We start from the raw sequence: 14723 nt of genomic DNA on the forward strand, positions 1-14723 counted from the left end.
GAAGGCTCCTGCCGCCACGCTCGCAACTCATTGATAGGTAAAGTAATTGATCTCCACAGCTAACATCACCATGCAGTTCGGCGCCAAGCCGCTCTTCGAGAACGTCTCGGTCAAATTCGGCGCCGGCAACCGTTATGGTTTGATCGGTGCCAACGGTTGCGGCAAGTCGACCTTCATGAAAATCCTTGGCGGTGACCTCGAGCCGTCCGGCGGCCAGGTCATGCTGGAGCCAAACGTGCGCCTGGGTAAACTGCGCCAGGACCAGTTCGCCTACGAAGAATTCACCGTACTCGACACCGTGATCATGGGCCACGAAGAGCTGTGGCGGGTCAAGGCTGAGCGTGACCGCATCTACTCGCTGCCGGAAATGAGCGAAGAAGACGGCATGGCCGTTGCCGAGCTCGAAACCGAATTCGCCGAAATGGACGGCTACACCGCCGAATCCCGCGCCGGTGAACTGCTGCTGGGCCTGGGTATTCCGCTGGAGCAGCACTTTGGCCCGATGAGCGAAGTCTCGCCAGGCTGGAAACTGCGCGTATTGCTGGCCCAGGCGCTGTTCTCCGACCCTGAAGTGCTGTTGCTCGACGAACCGACCAACCACTTGGACATCAACACCATCCGCTGGCTGGAAAACATCCTGACCCAGCGTTCCAGCCTGATGATCATCATCTCTCACGACCGTCACTTCCTGAACAGCGTGTGCACCCACATGGCTGACCTGGACTACGGCGAGCTGCGCCTGTTCCCGGGCAACTACGACGAGTACATGACCGTGGCGACCCAGTCCCGCGAGCAGCTGCTGTCGGACAACGCCAAGAAGAAGGCGCAGATCTCCGAACTGCAATCCTTCGTCAGCCGCTTCTCGGCCAACGCCTCGAAAGCCAAGCAAGCCACGTCCCGCGCCAAGGCGATCGACAAGATCCAGCTGGCCGAGGTCAAGCCATCGAGCCGTGTGAGCCCGTTCATCCGTTTCGAGCAGAACAAGAAGCTGCACCGCCAGGCTGTCATGGTCGAAAAAATGGCCAAGGGCTTCGACGGCAAGCCACTGTTCAAGGACTTCAGCTTCCAGGTTGAAGCTGGCGAGCGCGTGGCGATCATCGGCCCGAACGGTATCGGCAAGACCACCCTGCTGCGCACCCTGGTCAACGAACTGACCCCGGACGCCGGCAGCATCAAGTGGACCGACGCCGCAGAGCTGGGCTACTACGCCCAGGACCACGCCCATGACTTCGAAGACGACGTGACCCTGTTCGACTGGATGGGCCAGTGGACCCAAGGCGAACAAATGATCCGTGGCACCCTGGGCCGCATGCTGTTCTCCAACGACGAGATCCAGAAGTCGGTGAAGGTGATTTCCGGTGGTGAGCAAGGCCGCATGCTGTTCGGCAAGCTGATCCTGCAAAAGCCGAACGTGCTGATCATGGACGAACCCACCAACCACTTGGACATGGAATCCATCGAAGCGCTGAACCTGGCGCTGGAAAACTACCCGGGCACGCTGATCTTCGTCAGCCACGACCGTGAGTTCGTATCGTCCCTGGCCACCCGCATCATCGAGTTGAGCGCCACCGGCGTGATCGACTTCAGCGGCACCTATGACGACTACCTGCGCAGCCAAGGCGTGGTGTTCTAAGCACCCGCGGCTAGCCTGGCGAACCCGCTTGCTGTGGCGAGCAGGCTTGCCCTGCGCTGGGCTGCGAAGCAGCCCCAATAAAAAACACCGCGTTCTGCCAGGCAAAACGCGGTGTTTGGTTTTAGGGCCGCTACGCAGCCCAACGCAGGGCAAGCCTGCTCGCCACAACAAGCCTGCTCGCCACATCGAGCCTGTTCACCACAATAGAGCGGCTTATGATGACGGGCCTCTTCAGCAAAACCCGTTAGCCAGCTTCCTTTTCCCCCACGCCCTTGCCATCATGCCCTCACCGCCCGCCCGCGAATGAGTGACCATGCCTGCCGCCGCCCCCAGCTCCCTGTCGATCACCCTGCAGATCGTCTCCATTGTCTTCTACACCTTCATCGCGTTTATCTGCATCGGCCTGCCAATTGCGGTGATCCCAGGCTATGTGCATGAACAACTGGGCTTCAGCGCCGTAGTCGCCGGGGTCACCATCGGCTCGCAATACCTGGCCACCCTGCTCAGCCGCCCGATGGCTGGGCGCATGTCGGATAACGTCGGCACCAAACGCGCCATTGTGTTGGGTTTGGCCGGCATCCTGGTCAGTGGCGTGCTGACATTTTTCGCAACCTTGCTTGAAAGCATGCCCGCCGTGAGCCTTGGGGTATTGATCGTCGGCAGGCTGTTGCTCGGCGTGGCCCAAGGCCTGATCGGCGTTGGCACCATCAGTTGGTGCATGGGCGCGGTCGGTGCCGAACACACGGCGCGCTCGATCTCCTGGAATGGCATCGCGTCCTACGGCGCCATCGCGATTGGCGCGCCGCTGGGCGTGGTGATGGTGGCCGACTATGGCTACACCAGCCTGGGCGTCGCGCTGTCCGTGTTGGCCGCCTTGGGCCTGGTGTTGATCCGCAATAAACCGTCGGTGCCGGTGGTGCGTGGCGAGCGGCTGCCATTCTGGTCGGTGTTCGGGCGCATCGCGCCGTTTGGCGCCAGCCTGTGCCTGGCGTCTATCGGCTACGGCACGCTGACCACCTTTATCACCCTGTATTACCTCAACCGTGGCTGGGTCGGTGCGGCGTACTGCCTGACGGTGTTTGGCGTGTGTTTTATCTTGTCGCGCCTGGTGTTTATCTCCGCCATCAGCCGCTTCGGCGGGTTCAGCGCGGCGATTGCCTGCATGACCATCGAGACCGTCGGCCTGACCCTGTTGTGGCTGGCGCCCTCCACCGGTGTGGCGCTGATCGGCGCCGGGCTGACCGGCTTCGGTTTGTCGCTGGTGTACCCGGCGCTCGGCGTGGAGGCCATCAAGCAAGTGCCCAACAGCAGCCGGGGCGCGGGGCTGAGTGCGTATGCGGTGTTTTTTGATCTGGCCCTGGCGATTGCCGGGCCATTGATGGGCGCCGTGGCACTGAACCTCGGCTATGGCTGGATCTTCTTCTGCGCCGCGCTGCTGTCGGTCACGGCCCTGTGCCTGACCGTGCAGCTCAAGCGCCGCGCTTACTGATCAGCGGTCTGCAAACCGGCGCGGGTCGACTGACCCAGGGTATGCACGAAGAAGCGCCCCGCCTCCGAGATCAGGTCGCGGTGGATGCCTTCGCGGTCGACACCGTCGGCGTCCGTGCAAATCGCCGGCATGGCCAGCAGTTGGTCGCTGTCACACGGCGCCATGAACACAAAGTGCCCGGCCCCGGCCAATAGTTTGAAATCCGGCGGCTGCGGCAGTTTGCGCGCCAGGGCAGCGGCGTTCTTGTCCACGGCCACCAGCTTGTCGCCGTCGCCACTGTAGAGCAGCACCGGCACGTGCACATCGGCCAACGTGTGGCGGCCAAACATCAGGCTCAACGGCGCCATCAGCATCAAGGCGTGAATACGCGGGTCGGCTTGCGGCTGCAGGTCTTCACGGTCGACCACCAGCTCACCTTTGGTGGTGCAGGCATCGCGGTCTTCCGGGCGCTCCTGGCAATAACGGCGCAGGCGGTCGAAGTCCGGCTTGGCCCCGGCCAGGATCAGCGCGGTTTCGCCACCGGCTGAGTAACCGATAACGCCCACCTGGTCGATATTGACGAACGGCGACAGCATCGTATCCCCGAGCGTGGCGGTAATCGCTGCGGAAATCTGGATCGGCCGCCCGTACAGGTTGCTCACCGTGCCCAGGCGGCTGTGATCCTTGTAGTTGTCGCCGGGATGCAAAACGGCCACCACCACAAACCCTTTGCGCGCCAGCGAAGTGGCCAGGTCGTGCAGCGCCAGCGGTGTACCGGTGTTGCCGTGGGACAACATCAGCATCGGGAAACGCCCGATGGCCACTTTGGAATCCTGGGTGGCAGCCACGTGGTAGGGACCCAACTGCGTGGAATGCTCGTCATCGGTGGACGGATAGAACGCGATGGCGTTCATCGGCTGCTGATCCAGCGGGTCGAGAAAGCTCATGCGGTGAAAGCCCACACTCCAATGCGGGTGCGGCGCCGGGGCGGCGTGCACTGAAATCAGGCCACCGAGCAGGGAAAGAACCAAAACAGCACAAAGACGCATCATGGGGATGTCCACCTTTGCTGCGCGACCACGTTCAACACCCGCGGCATGTCGGTTTGAAAAGTCCATGGGCCAAGGCACTCGCTCCGGGTGATAAACCCATGCGTGCATAACCTGGGCCAAAGTAATGACAGCGGGTAAACGAAAAAACTCCGTACTCCGGTCGCGTTCAGGCGATCAGAATACAGAGTTTAGGCGCCCCGGTTCAGATTGGAACCGAACAGAGGCGAACTTTACACAAGCCTTACGCGGCGGCGAACAATTGTTCGTTGATCACTACGTTGGCGTCGCTCAAGGCCTTGCTGCGAACTTCTTCACCGTACGCCAGGCCTTGGGCGCGGACAAATTCGATATCAGTGATGCCGAGGAAGCCAAACACCAGTTTCAAGTAATCCTCGTGCCCCACATTGCTTGCCTGGCCCGCATGCAGACCGCCAGCGGTGGAAACAATGATCAGCTTCTTGCCACCGCACAGGCCTTCAGGGCCGGCTTCGGTGTAACGGAAGGTTTGGCCGGCCACGGCAATACGGTCGATCCATGCCTTGAGCTGGGACGGCACCGAGAAGTTGTACATCGGCGCACCGATGACTACAGCGTCGGCGGCGATGAATTCAGCCAGGGACGTGGCGCTCAGTTCAGCCTCGTGTTTTTGTACGGCGTCGCGCAATTCGGCAGCGGTGCCCAGGGCGCCCAGGGTCAGGCCGGAAAAGTGGCTGATGCCTTCGGCAGCCAAGTCACGATAGGTCACTTCCACACCTGGCTCAGCCGCTTGCCAGGCCTTGACCACACCAGCGCTGAGCTGACGCGAAGCCGAGTTGTCGCCGAGGATGCTGGAATCGATATGCAACAGTTTCATGCGGGTTCTCCAAGTGAGGATCGCGGCTGGGCGATCGAATGAAGTTAATCCTACACATGAACCCAATAGTCGATTAGACGGCACAAATGTGATTGTTCGTCCTGCCAGTAGGACAATCAGCTCGCCAACTCAGTGCGACGACACATAAATAGACGCCGACGAGGGCGCCGGCAACGCATAGGTGCGTTTCATCCACTGAATCTCCTCCTGGGGCGTACGCCCGAACAAGCGCTTGAACTCTCGGCTGAACTGCGAGGCACTCTCATAGCCCACCTGGGCACATGCCGTGGCGGCAGTGATGTCGTTGCGCAGCATCAGCAAACGCGCCTGGTGCAGGCGCGTGGACTTGAGGTATTGCATCGGTGAGGTGTCGGTGACCGTGCGAAAGTGCGCATGAAAACTCGGCACGCTCATCATCGCCTCGCGCGCCAACGCTTCCACGTCCAGGTGCTGGTGGTAGTCCCCATGAATCTTGCGGATTGCGCGTGCCACCTTGCCGAACTGGCCTTGGCGGTTAAGCGCGGCGCGCATCGAACCGCCCTGCTCGCCTGTAAGGATGCGGTAGTAGATCTCGCGCATCAGCGCGGGGCCGAGAACCTGTGCCTCCATCGGCGCACTCATGGCTTCGAGAAACCGCAGCAGCGACTCACTGAGTTTGTCGTCCATGGGCGAGGAATACATGCCGCGCGGCTTGGCTTCGAGCAATTCGGGAAACGCATCCAGCGCCAACATCAATTCGGCGGCGAGGGTGAAATCCAGGCGCAAGTACACCGCCAGCATCGGCTCTGCTTCGCTGGCCTCGGTTTCCATGGTGAACGGCACCGGCACCGACACCACCAGGTAATGCTGGGCGTCGTACAGGTAGATCTCTTCACCCAGGTAACCGCGCTTGCGCCCCTGGCAGACGATCACGATGCCGGGGTCGTACAGCACCGACACCCGGTGCAGCGGCCGATTTGAGCGCAGGAAACGCACATCCTCCAGAGCGCTCAGGTTATAGCCTTCGACAGGCGCCAAGCGCCCCATCAGCTCGATGATTTTGTGGGTGCGGCCCATGGCGCATGGCTCCTGGCGAAAACAGCACGGTACTGCGCAAACACCGATATGGCTATGCACTCATAGGAATAGGCAATCAGCACATTGGAATGGATATTCGCTCAAACCGCAGTGTTCCGTAGCCTGAAACAGCACTTTCAGCCTTCGGAGTTTGCCCATGCTTATCGTCTACAACCCTGCCACCGGCGAAGAAATCGGCCGTGTGACCAAGCACACCTCAGCCCAGGTCAAGGCCGCCGTTGACCGCACCTGCGCCGCCTTCCCCGAATGGTCCGGCAAACTCGCCAAGGAGCGCAGCGACATTCTGCGCCGCTGGCACGACAGCGTTAAGGCGGACAAGGAGGCCTTCGCCGAACTGCTGTGCCGTGAAAACGGCAAGTGCCTGAGCGAAGCCCGAGGTGAAGTCGACTACGGTTTGGGCTTTATCGAGTGGTACGCCGAAGAAGCCAAGCGCGTCTACGGCGACACCATCCCCACCCACGACCGCAACGCCACTGTGGTGGTGACCAAGGAAGCCATCGGCCCGGTAGCGGCCATTACGCCGTGGAACTTCCCGTTCATGATGATCACCCGCAAAGTCGCCACGGCCCTGGCCGCTGGCTGCACCATGGTGATCAAGCCCGCCGAAGACACACCGCTCACCGCCCTCAAACTGCTGGACTACGCACGCAAGGCCGGTATCGAAGCCGGTGTGCTTGAAGTGGTGGTGGGTGATCCCAAGGAGATCGGCCTGATCCTCACTGGCGACCCACGTATCCGCAAGATCTCGTTCACCGGCTCCACCGGTGTGGGCAAATTGCTCGCAGCGCAGTGCGCAGCGACTATCAAGAAGATGACCCTGGAGCTGGGCGGCAATGCGCCGTTTATTGTGTTTGAGGACGCCAACCTGGATGAAGCGGTAAAAGGACTGGTCGGCGCCAAACTGCGCAACTCGGGCCAGGTGTGCATCTCGCCGAACCGGATCTTTGTGCAGCACAGCATTCTCGAAGGCTTTATCGAACGCATGAAGGCTGCCGTCGCCACCATCGAAGTGGACCAGGGCCTGCGCGAAGGCTTTGTGGTCGGGCCGCTGGTCAATCAACTGGGTTTTGACAAAGTCGTGCGTCTGGTCGAGGACGCCAAGGCGGCGGGCGCCAACGTGCTGATGGGCGGCAAACCCCACGCCAAGGGCGGGCTGTTCTATGAACCGACCGTATTGACCGGCTTGCAGGACGATTCACCGCTGGCGACCGAGGAGATCTTCGGCCCCGTGTTCGCCGTCTACTCGTTCAAGGACGAAGAAGAAGTCATCGCCCGCGCCAACCAGACCGAGTTCGGCCTGGTGGCCTATGCCTACACCAGCGCGCTGGGCCGGTCGTTGCGCCTGTCACGTCAACTGGAGGCCGGCATGGTGATCCTAAACTCGGGTTCTGTGGGCACGGCGTCGGTCCCGTTTGGTGGCATCAAGCAGTCCGGCTATGGGCGTGAAGGCAGCTATTACGGGATCGAGGAGTACGTGCACGTGAAGTATGTGTTGATGGCGGGGGCGCAGTTCTAAGCCCTCTCACCCTCCAAAAGCCAGTGCCTGCAAGGTGCTGGCTTTTTTTTAGGCTGGATTTGCGCACGCCACACGCGGATAGTTCGTCCCACTGACAGGACAATAGGTTGACCATGCAAGACCTCAACGACCTCTACTACTTCGCCAAAGTCGTCGAAGCCGGCGGCTTTGCGGCGGCCGGCCGGCTGCTGGGGATTCCCAAGTCACGGCTGTCGCGGCGCATCGCCGAACTGGAAGAACGCCTTGGCGCCCGCCTGTTGCAACGCACCACGCGGCAATTGACCCTCACTGCCGTCGGCGAGCGCTACCTGCGCCATTGCCAGGCGATGCTGCTGGAAGCGGAAATGGCCGACGAGGCCGTGGCCAGCATGTCCAGCGAACCCCGCGGGCGCCTGCGCGTGAGTTGTCCGGTGGGCATGGCGCAGCACATGTTGCCAGGCATCGTTGCCGGCTTTCTCGCCGCTCACCCACTGGTGCAGCTGGAAATGACCCTGGTCAACCGACGCGTCGACCTGGTGGCCGAAGGTATCGATGTGGCCCTGCGCGTGCGCGAGTTGGGCGATGAAGACCCGTTGCTGGTGACCAAGCGCCTGCGCCAGGCCCAGACAGTCTTGGTGGCCAGCCCGCAGTTCCTGCAAGGCCGCCAAATCAACACCCCGGACGATCTCAAGCAATTGCCGGTACTCGCTGCGCTTGAGGCCGATCGCCTGGTGCACTTGCGGTTGATCGACCCGCAGGGCAATACCGAAAACCTATCCATGGAAGCGCGCCTGGGCATCGACGACTTTATCGTGCGCAAAGCCTGCGCCTTGCAGGGCCTGGGCTTTACCCTGCTGCCAATGATGTATTGCGAAGAGGAGCTGGCCAGCGGCCAATTGGTGCAGTTGCTGCCGCAATGGTCTTCGCCGGGCGGCTGGTTGCAGGCGGTCTACCCGCACCGCCGTGGCGTGTTACCGGCGATTCGGGCCTGGATCGACTATCTGGAAGAAGCCTTCAAGGGTTGCGGAGACCGTTTGCTATGAAGATGAGCGAAGCACAAGTCGCGGCATTCTGCCTGGGCCTGCCCGGCGCGCGGGAAGACTACAAGTGGGGCGGCGTGCGCGTGTTCTCGATTGCCGGCAACAAGATGTTCGCCCTGCAGAACCTGCGCGGTGACTCGCTGGCGTTCAAGGTCGACAAGGAGCTGTTCCTCGGCCATGTGGACCGCCCTGGCATCCACCCCGCGCCGTACCTGGCGCGGGCGCAGTGGGTGATCATGAACACGCCCTACCCGCTGGGCGCCGAGGAACTGCGTGGCCTGTTGCAGCGCTCGCACCAGTTGGTGGTAAGCAAATTGCCCAAGCGCGCGCAGGTGGGACTGAAGCTGGATTGATGGTTCAACGCGCAAACGGCAGTGCGCGCTCAATGGCCCTCGCCGCCGCCAGCGCCAAATGCTCGTGCCAGGGCCGTGCAACGATCTGTACACCCACCGGCAAACCCGAGTCAGCAGTACCGGCGCGCACCACCACACAGGGCCAGCCGGCCAGGCTGTATGGCAGCGTATGGCTGAACAACCCTGGCCGGGCGGTGCCCAGCAGCGGCGCCGGGGCCGCGTCAACCGGGCACAGGATAATGTCGTAGTCCGCCATGAACCCCAGCATGGCACTGCGAAACTGATCCCAATCCGAGAGCAACTGTATCGCCTGTGCCCCGGAGCCTTTGCCCATTGCCCAGTAGCGCTCGGTAATATCGCGAGCATTACGCAATGCCGAAGGGAACGCCTGACGGACCACGACGCCCGCACCTGCCAGCAAGTCGGCAGCCACCTGCAGCGTGACCTGGGTACACGTGTCTATCGGTTCGATGCCGCCCTCGCTGTACCAGGCGACGCGCAAACCATTCAGTGCCTGTGGAGGCATATCCGGCAGCGGCATTGGAATCACCCCACAATCGTGCCCATCCTCACCGGCGATCACCCGGAACACCAGGTCCAGGTCTTCGACATGCCGGGCCATCGGGCCGATCTGGCTGCGGCTATCACTCAACCCACCCGGGTGATCGAAAACCCCGGTGTTGGGCACCCGGCCCGTGGTGGGCTTCAAGGTACTGACTCCGCAAAAATGCGCCGGTATGCGCAGGCTGCCACCCGAATCGCTGCCCAGCCCCAGCGGCGAAAGGCCGGCAGCCACCGCAGCAGCTTCGCCACCGCTGCTGCCGCCGGGGCCATGGGACAGCGCATGGGGGTTACGGGTAGCGCCGTAGACCGGGTTATCGGTCACTCCACCGCCACCGCCCGGCGGGCAGTTGCTTTTACCCAAAAGAATGGCGCCGGCCGCTTTCATGCGCGTCACTGCAACAGCATCGTGCTGAGGACAATAATGAGCCCGATCAACCAGACCCGCTGCCGACACCACCCCACGGGTATCGAAAACATCTTTGACCGTGAAGGGAACGCCCTGCAACACGCCGCCATACTCGCCTTGGGCAATAGCACGATCAACCGCCCAGGCATCGGCCAACGCCGTATCGGCACAGACCTGCACCAGCGCGTTGACCGAGGGGTTGAGCGCCTCGATACGCGCAAGGTAAAAACTGACGATGGCGGTGGAAGTAAACTTGCGTTGTTGAATCAGCGCTGCAAGCTCAGTTGCCGAATGATGAAGCAATGAATCTGAAAAAGACATTCGTGTGGGCCCCGTGCGCTCAAGTGCCCGAAGCATAACGCGAGCCTGTTGCTGGTTTACAGGGCCGTCTGGGTAAGCTGCCTCCCGCAATCGCGTAGGAAATATCCCAGACGCATCAACACTATAAAACCGAGAGCAGCGTGCCGCCCAGGAACAGCTGGTCCAGCCAGAACACTTGGTGCAGCAACACAATCACCCAGAACAGCACCTGATACGACACCTTGCGCGTCTTGTGGCGAAACACCTGCTGGGCAATCAGCGCCCCCGGCCAACCGCCCGCCAGCTCCACGGCATGCAGGATATTTTCGCGCACGCGCGGGCCTTCGGCTTGGGCCTTGCGTTTGTCGCCCCAGTACAGGAAAAACGCCACCACGCTGACCACGCCATAGGCGGCCAGCGGGATCAGCGTCTCGCCGCGATACCACAACAGTGCCGCGCCAGTCAGCGGCGCGGCGCACAACAAAACAAAGATGAACACCTTCAAGCGCGGGTGTTGAATGCTCATGGCTTGACCGCCGTCCAGTCGATCCAGCCAAACTGCCAGGTCGCCAGGATCACCAGGCCAAACGCAATCCGATACCAGGCAAACGCCGCGTAACTGTGGCTGGCGATAAACTTGAGCAACGCCTTGACCGCAATCATCGCGAAGATGAACGAGGTGACAAAGCCGATGGCAAACACCGGCAAGTCATCGGGCTGGAACAGGTGACGGTACTTGTAGCCCGAATACACGGCAGCGCCGACCATGGTCGGCATGGCCAGGAAGAACGAGAACTCGGTGGCGGTCTTGCGCGACAGGCCGAACAACAGGCCGCCGATAATGGTCGCGCCGGAGCGCGAAGTGCCTGGAATCATTGCCAGGCACTGGGCCACACCGACCTTGAGCGCGTCTTTCCAGGTGATCTCATCCACCGTTTCAGCGTGCACTGCATGTTGGCGGCGCTCGGCCCACAGCATGATCACCCCGCCCACCACCAGCGCGGTGGCCACCGTGATCGGGTTAAACAGGTAATGCTTGATCAGGTCGGCAAAAATCACCCCCAACACCACCGCCGGCAGCACTGCGATGATCAGGTTGACGGTAAAGCGCTGGGCGTTGCGCTGGGTCGGCAAGCCGATCACCACGTCGAGGATCTTGCGCCGAAACTCCCAGACCACCGCGAGGATCGCGCCCAGTTGAATAATGATGTTGAACGCTTCAAAGCGTTCTCCGCCGAAGCCGATCAAGTCGGCGACGATAATCTGGTGCCCGGTGCTGGAGATCGGCAGGAACTCGGTCAGCCCCTCCACCACGCCAAGAATCAATGCCTGTATGGCGGTCCAAAAATCCATGTATCCCCCAAAGGTCATGCGCTGCGGCATGCCTTGTCTGTCTTTTTAATGTTCACTGACCACGTGCAATCGTGATGCGCTGCGGATTTTCACCAGCCGTGCGCAAAAATTTCGTGAAAAATCAGGGAGTACTCAGGTTTTTCGATTACAGGCCGAAAGCCTATCAGACAAGCTGGAATTGTCGATGCAGCACACAATTATAAAAAGCACGGAGTGACAGGACGATGAACAGTTTGCGCAGCATGTCGATCAGCCGCCGTCTTTGGCTGATCCTGATAGTCGCCGTGTTGATGCTGCTAACCTTGGGGCTGTTGATGCTAAAGCAGATCCATGGCGACCTCTACCAGGCCAAACGCCAGCAGACCCAGCACGTGGTGCAAACCGCCAGCGGCGTGCTGGCTTACTACCAGAACCTTGAAAAAACCGGCGTTCTCACCCGCGAGGCCGCGCAACAGCAAGCCCTCAGCGCAGTCCGTGGCTTGCGCTACGACCACGATGATTACTTCTGGATCAACGACCTGACGCCCGTGATGATCATGCACGCGGCCAACCCCAAGCTCGACGGCCAGAACCTCTCGGCAATCCGCGACCCGGACGGTTTTGCGGTGTTCAATGAATTTGTGATCCTGGCCAAGGCCAAGGGCGCCGGCATCGTCAACTATCGCTGGCCCAAACCGGGCGCCGACGCGCCGGTGGAGAAGACCTCGTATATCCAACTGTTCGAGCCGTGGGGCTGGATTATCGGCTCGGGCGTGTACGTGGACGATGTGCAGGCCGAATTCACCGGCCAGGTGTGGAAAGCCTCATTGATCGGCCTGGGCATTGCGCTGCTGATGGCGCTGTTGGTGATCCTGATCGCGCGCAGCATTGTGCATCCATTGCAGACGGCAGTGAATGCCATGGGCAATATTGCCAGCGGCGAAAGCGACCTGACCCGCACCCTCGACACCCACGGGCGCGACGAGGTCACTCAATTGTCGCAGCACTTCAATAGCTTTACCGCCAAGCTGCGCCAGGTGGTCGGCCAATTACAGGAGTGTGCCAACGCGCTGGGCCAATCTTCCACGGAACTGGGCACCAATGCCAGCCAGGCCCACGACCGTAGCCAGCAACAATCCCAGCAGATGGAGCTGGTGGCTACCGCGATCAACGAAGTGACCTATGGCGTGCAGGACGTGGCAAAAAATGCCGAGCATGCCGCCAGCGAAATGCGCGACGCCCAGGCCCAGGCGCAGCAGGGCCAAGTGAATATCGACGGCAGCCTGCAACAGATCGACCAGCTCTCCAGCACCATCAGCCAGGCCGTGGAGGTGATCCGCACGCTGTCCAGCGAAAGTACACAGATTGGTGGTGTGCTGGAAGTGATCCGTTCGATTGCCGACCAGACCAACTTGTTGGCCCTCAACGCCGCCATCGAGGCGGCGCGTGCCGGTGAACAGGGTCGCGGGTTTGCCGTGGTCGCCGATGAAGTGCGGCTGTTGGCCCAGCGCACGCAGAAATCCACCGCCGAAATCCAGGTGATGATTGAGCGCCTGCAAGGGCATTCGGAAGCAGCGGTCAAAGTGATCAGCGACAGCCACAGTGCCTCGCAACTGACCATTGAACAAGCTGGCCAGGCAGGTGCGAGCCTCACCGCCATTGGCCAGGCGTTGCGCAACCTCAATGGGCTGAATGCCTCGATCGCCAGCGCGACCTTGCAACAGGCGCACGTGGTGGAGGATATCAACCAGAACGTCACCCAGGCGGCGGGTTTGTCCCACAGCACGGCGCTGGCGGCGGAGCAGTCCAGTGTGGCGAGCGCGCATTTGCGTGGGTTGAGTGAGCAGCTTGGAGGGTTGTTGCGCCAGTTCAAGATCTGAGGCGAGCCCCTGTGGGAGCTGGCTTGCCTGCGATAGCATCACCTCGGTAAATCAGCCACACCGAGGTGATGCTATCGCAGCGGTGCGACGATTCGACAAGCCAGCTCCCACAGTGTGAAGATGCCTCACCTCTGGTTACAATCACCGCCCTCACCCACTCTCCCAAGGAACCGCCATGTCCGGGCTTGAATTGTTCGCCGCCGCCCTGGGGGTGATCGCTGTCTGGCTGACGGTCAAGCAAAACCCCTGGTGCTGGCCCATCGGCCTGGTGATGGTGCTGCTCTACACCTGGGTGTTCTTCGACGTAAAACTCTATTCCGACATGCTCCTGCAAGTGGTCTACGCCGCCCTGCAACTCTACGGCTGGTGGCAGTGGACCCGCGCCGGTGAGGTCGCGCAGGGTCGCCAGGTCACCAGCCTGGGCTGGTCCGCGATCATGGTCAGCCTCACCGTCGGTGCCGTGTTCAGTGGCCTGCTCGGCGCCGCCATGGCCCACTGGACCGATGCCGCGCAACCCTGGCTCGACGCCGCACTCACCGGTTTCAGCCTGGTGGCGCAAATGTGGATGGCGCAAAAACGCGTGCAATGCTGGCCGCTGTGGATCGCCGTGGACGTGATCTTCGTCGGCCTGTTCCTCTACAAAGGCCTGTACCTCACCGCCGCGCTGTATGCACTGTTCACCGTGATCGCCGTGCAGGGCTGGCGTGAATGGCGCGCCGACCCGGCGTTGCACGCATGAAAGTGGTGGTATTGGCCGGCCCCGAATCCAGCGGCAAAAGCTGGCTGGCCGCGCAACTGCACGCCCGTTTCGGTGGGCTGATGGTGGGTGAATACGTGCGCTACTTCATCGACCATTACCAGCGCGACACCACCCTGGCGGACATCCCGGCCATCGCCCGTGGCCAACTGGCCTGGGAAGACGCTGCGCGCGCCGAGCAGCCTCGCCTGCTGATCCTCGACACCCACCTGCTGACCAACAAACTCTGGAGCCAGACCCTGTTCGGTGATTACCCGGCGTGGCTGGATGATGAGTTGCTGGCCCGCCATTACGACCTGCACCTGTTGCTGTCCCCCGAGGACGTGGAATGGAGCGCCGACGGCCAGCGCTGCCAGCCGGAACTGGCGGATCGCCGGGTGTTTTTCCAGGGCAGCCTGGACTGGATCGAACAGCATCAGCAACCCGCCCTGGTGATTCGTGGCGACTGGGAAGCACGCCGCGCCATAGCCTTTGAGGCGGTGGAGCAACTGCTTGCCTAGCCGTGCCGAGGAC

The 14723-nt window shown here is 61.5% G+C and carries 14 protein-coding genes; 8 read left to right on the plus strand and 6 right to left on the minus strand.

All coding sequences use genetic code 11. The annotated features are described in order from the left end of the window. The first annotated feature begins 46 nt into the window (after positions 1-46). Both ACQY47_RS00350 and ACQY47_RS00355 read left to right on the plus strand, forming a co-directional pair. On the plus strand, positions 47-1633 hold the full coding sequence (locus tag ACQY47_RS00350; RefSeq protein ID WP_074854431.1) for an ABC-F family ATPase: 1587 nt from the start codon (positions 47-49) through the stop codon (positions 1631-1633). A gap of 313 nt (positions 1634-1946) precedes the next feature. Then, the gene (locus ACQY47_RS00355) at positions 1947-3122 is read left to right on the plus strand and encodes an MFS transporter (protein ID WP_428554535.1); all 1176 of its coding nucleotides are present in this window, start codon (positions 1947-1949) and stop codon (positions 3120-3122) included. Here ACQY47_RS00355 and ACQY47_RS00360 read toward each other — a convergent pair. The 3 genes from ACQY47_RS00360 to ACQY47_RS00370 all read right to left on the minus strand — a co-directional run bounded on the left by ACQY47_RS00360 (position 3116) and on the right by ACQY47_RS00370 (position 6062). After that, positions 3116-4153, minus strand: a complete 1038-nt coding sequence (locus ACQY47_RS00360) for an alpha/beta hydrolase family protein (RefSeq protein ID WP_138817555.1) — start codon at positions 4151-4153, stop codon at positions 3116-3118. The two genes, ACQY47_RS00355 and ACQY47_RS00360, sit on opposite strands and share 7 nt — an antisense overlap. A gap of 241 nt (positions 4154-4394) precedes the next feature. Further along, complete coding sequence (locus ACQY47_RS00365) at positions 4395-5006, minus strand: FMN-dependent NADH-azoreductase (RefSeq protein ID WP_017138816.1); 612 nt, start codon at positions 5004-5006, stop codon at positions 4395-4397. A 129-nt stretch (positions 5007-5135) separates the two neighbouring features. Further along, positions 5136-6062: an AraC family transcriptional regulator N-terminal domain-containing protein gene (locus ACQY47_RS00370; protein WP_428554540.1), complete on the minus strand. Its 927-nt coding sequence runs from the start codon at positions 6060-6062 to the stop codon at positions 5136-5138. Between the two features lie 157 nt (positions 6063-6219). Here ACQY47_RS00370 and ACQY47_RS00375 point away from each other — a divergent pair, with 157 nt between their 5' ends. The 3 genes from ACQY47_RS00375 to ACQY47_RS00385 all read left to right on the plus strand — a co-directional run bounded on the left by ACQY47_RS00375 (position 6220) and on the right by ACQY47_RS00385 (position 8971). After that, on the plus strand, positions 6220-7599 hold the full coding sequence (locus ACQY47_RS00375) for an NAD-dependent succinate-semialdehyde dehydrogenase (protein ID WP_428554543.1): 1380 nt from the start codon (positions 6220-6222) through the stop codon (positions 7597-7599). A gap of 113 nt (positions 7600-7712) precedes the next feature. Next, entirely contained in the window at positions 7713-8621 is a 909-nt protein-coding gene (locus ACQY47_RS00380) for a LysR substrate-binding domain-containing protein (protein ID WP_017138819.1), read from the plus strand. After that, a complete protein-coding gene (locus tag ACQY47_RS00385) occupies positions 8618-8971 on the plus strand; it encodes an MmcQ/YjbR family DNA-binding protein (protein WP_017138820.1) in 354 nt (117 codons plus the stop codon). Before ACQY47_RS00380 ends, ACQY47_RS00385 begins: the two co-directional genes overlap by 4 nt. Before the next feature lie 4 nt (positions 8972-8975). Here ACQY47_RS00385 and ACQY47_RS00390 read toward each other — a convergent pair whose 3' ends face one another. From ACQY47_RS00390 to ACQY47_RS00400, 3 genes are all read right to left on the minus strand, one after another. Further along, positions 8976-10262, minus strand: a complete 1287-nt coding sequence (locus ACQY47_RS00390; RefSeq protein WP_428554546.1) for an amidase — start codon at positions 10260-10262, stop codon at positions 8976-8978. Between the two features lie 121 nt (positions 10263-10383). Then, on the minus strand, positions 10384-10767 hold the full coding sequence (locus ACQY47_RS00395; RefSeq protein ID WP_428554549.1) for a DUF1294 domain-containing protein: 384 nt from the start codon (positions 10765-10767) through the stop codon (positions 10384-10386). Further along, a complete protein-coding gene (locus ACQY47_RS00400) occupies positions 10764-11594 on the minus strand; it encodes an undecaprenyl-diphosphate phosphatase (protein ID WP_064454929.1) in 831 nt (276 codons plus the stop codon). Before ACQY47_RS00400 ends, ACQY47_RS00395 begins: the two co-directional genes overlap by 4 nt. A 224-nt stretch (positions 11595-11818) precedes the next feature. Here ACQY47_RS00400 and ACQY47_RS00405 point away from each other — a divergent pair, with 224 nt between their 5' ends. The 3 genes from ACQY47_RS00405 (at position 11819) to ACQY47_RS00415 (ending at position 14710) form a co-directional block, all read left to right on the plus strand. After that, a complete protein-coding gene (locus ACQY47_RS00405) occupies positions 11819-13453 on the plus strand; it encodes a methyl-accepting chemotaxis protein (RefSeq protein ID WP_428554552.1) in 1635 nt (544 codons plus the stop codon). Between the two features lie 175 nt (positions 13454-13628). Then, the gene (gene pnuC, locus ACQY47_RS00410; protein WP_428554555.1) at positions 13629-14192 is read left to right on the plus strand and encodes a nicotinamide riboside transporter PnuC; all 564 of its coding nucleotides are present in this window, start codon (positions 13629-13631) and stop codon (positions 14190-14192) included. After that, on the plus strand, positions 14189-14710 hold the full coding sequence (locus tag ACQY47_RS00415; RefSeq protein ID WP_017138826.1) for an AAA family ATPase: 522 nt from the start codon (positions 14189-14191) through the stop codon (positions 14708-14710). The genes pnuC and ACQY47_RS00415 overlap by 4 nt, the downstream gene beginning before the upstream one ends. Positions 14711-14723 lie beyond the last annotated feature (13 nt).

Origin of the sequence: Pseudomonas edaphica (genome assembly GCF_965277385.1) — a bacterium.
Classification (GTDB): domain Bacteria; phylum Pseudomonadota; class Gammaproteobacteria; order Pseudomonadales; family Pseudomonadaceae; genus Aquipseudomonas; species Aquipseudomonas edaphica.

Coding starts and splice junctions, on each gene's coding strand:
- ACQY47_RS00380 (WP_017138819.1), top strand. CDS start 7,713: ATGCAAGACCTCAACGACCTCTACTACTTCGCCAAAGTCGTCGAAGCC.
- ACQY47_RS00355 (WP_428554535.1), top strand. CDS start 1,947: ATGCCTGCCGCCGCCCCCAGCTCCCTGTCGATCACCCTGCAGATCGTC.
- ACQY47_RS00390 (WP_428554546.1), bottom strand. CDS start 10,262: ATGTCTTTTTCAGATTCATTGCTTCATCATTCGGCAACTGAGCTTGCA.
- ACQY47_RS00365 (WP_017138816.1), bottom strand. CDS start 5,006: ATGAAACTGTTGCATATCGATTCCAGCATCCTCGGCGACAACTCGGCT.
- ACQY47_RS00400 (WP_064454929.1), bottom strand. CDS start 11,594: ATGGATTTTTGGACCGCCATACAGGCATTGATTCTTGGCGTGGTGGAG.
- ACQY47_RS00415 (WP_017138826.1), top strand. CDS start 14,189: ATGAAAGTGGTGGTATTGGCCGGCCCCGAATCCAGCGGCAAAAGCTGG.
- ACQY47_RS00405 (WP_428554552.1), top strand. CDS start 11,819: ATGAACAGTTTGCGCAGCATGTCGATCAGCCGCCGTCTTTGGCTGATC.
- ACQY47_RS00375 (WP_428554543.1), top strand. CDS start 6,220: ATGCTTATCGTCTACAACCCTGCCACCGGCGAAGAAATCGGCCGTGTG.
- ACQY47_RS00360 (WP_138817555.1), bottom strand. CDS start 4,153: ATGATGCGTCTTTGTGCTGTTTTGGTTCTTTCCCTGCTCGGTGGCCTG.
- ACQY47_RS00370 (WP_428554540.1), bottom strand. CDS start 6,062: ATGGGCCGCACCCACAAAATCATCGAGCTGATGGGGCGCTTGGCGCCT.
- ACQY47_RS00385 (WP_017138820.1), top strand. CDS start 8,618: ATGAAGATGAGCGAAGCACAAGTCGCGGCATTCTGCCTGGGCCTGCCC.
- ACQY47_RS00395 (WP_428554549.1), bottom strand. CDS start 10,767: ATGAGCATTCAACACCCGCGCTTGAAGGTGTTCATCTTTGTTTTGTTG.
- pnuC (WP_428554555.1), top strand. CDS start 13,629: ATGTCCGGGCTTGAATTGTTCGCCGCCGCCCTGGGGGTGATCGCTGTC.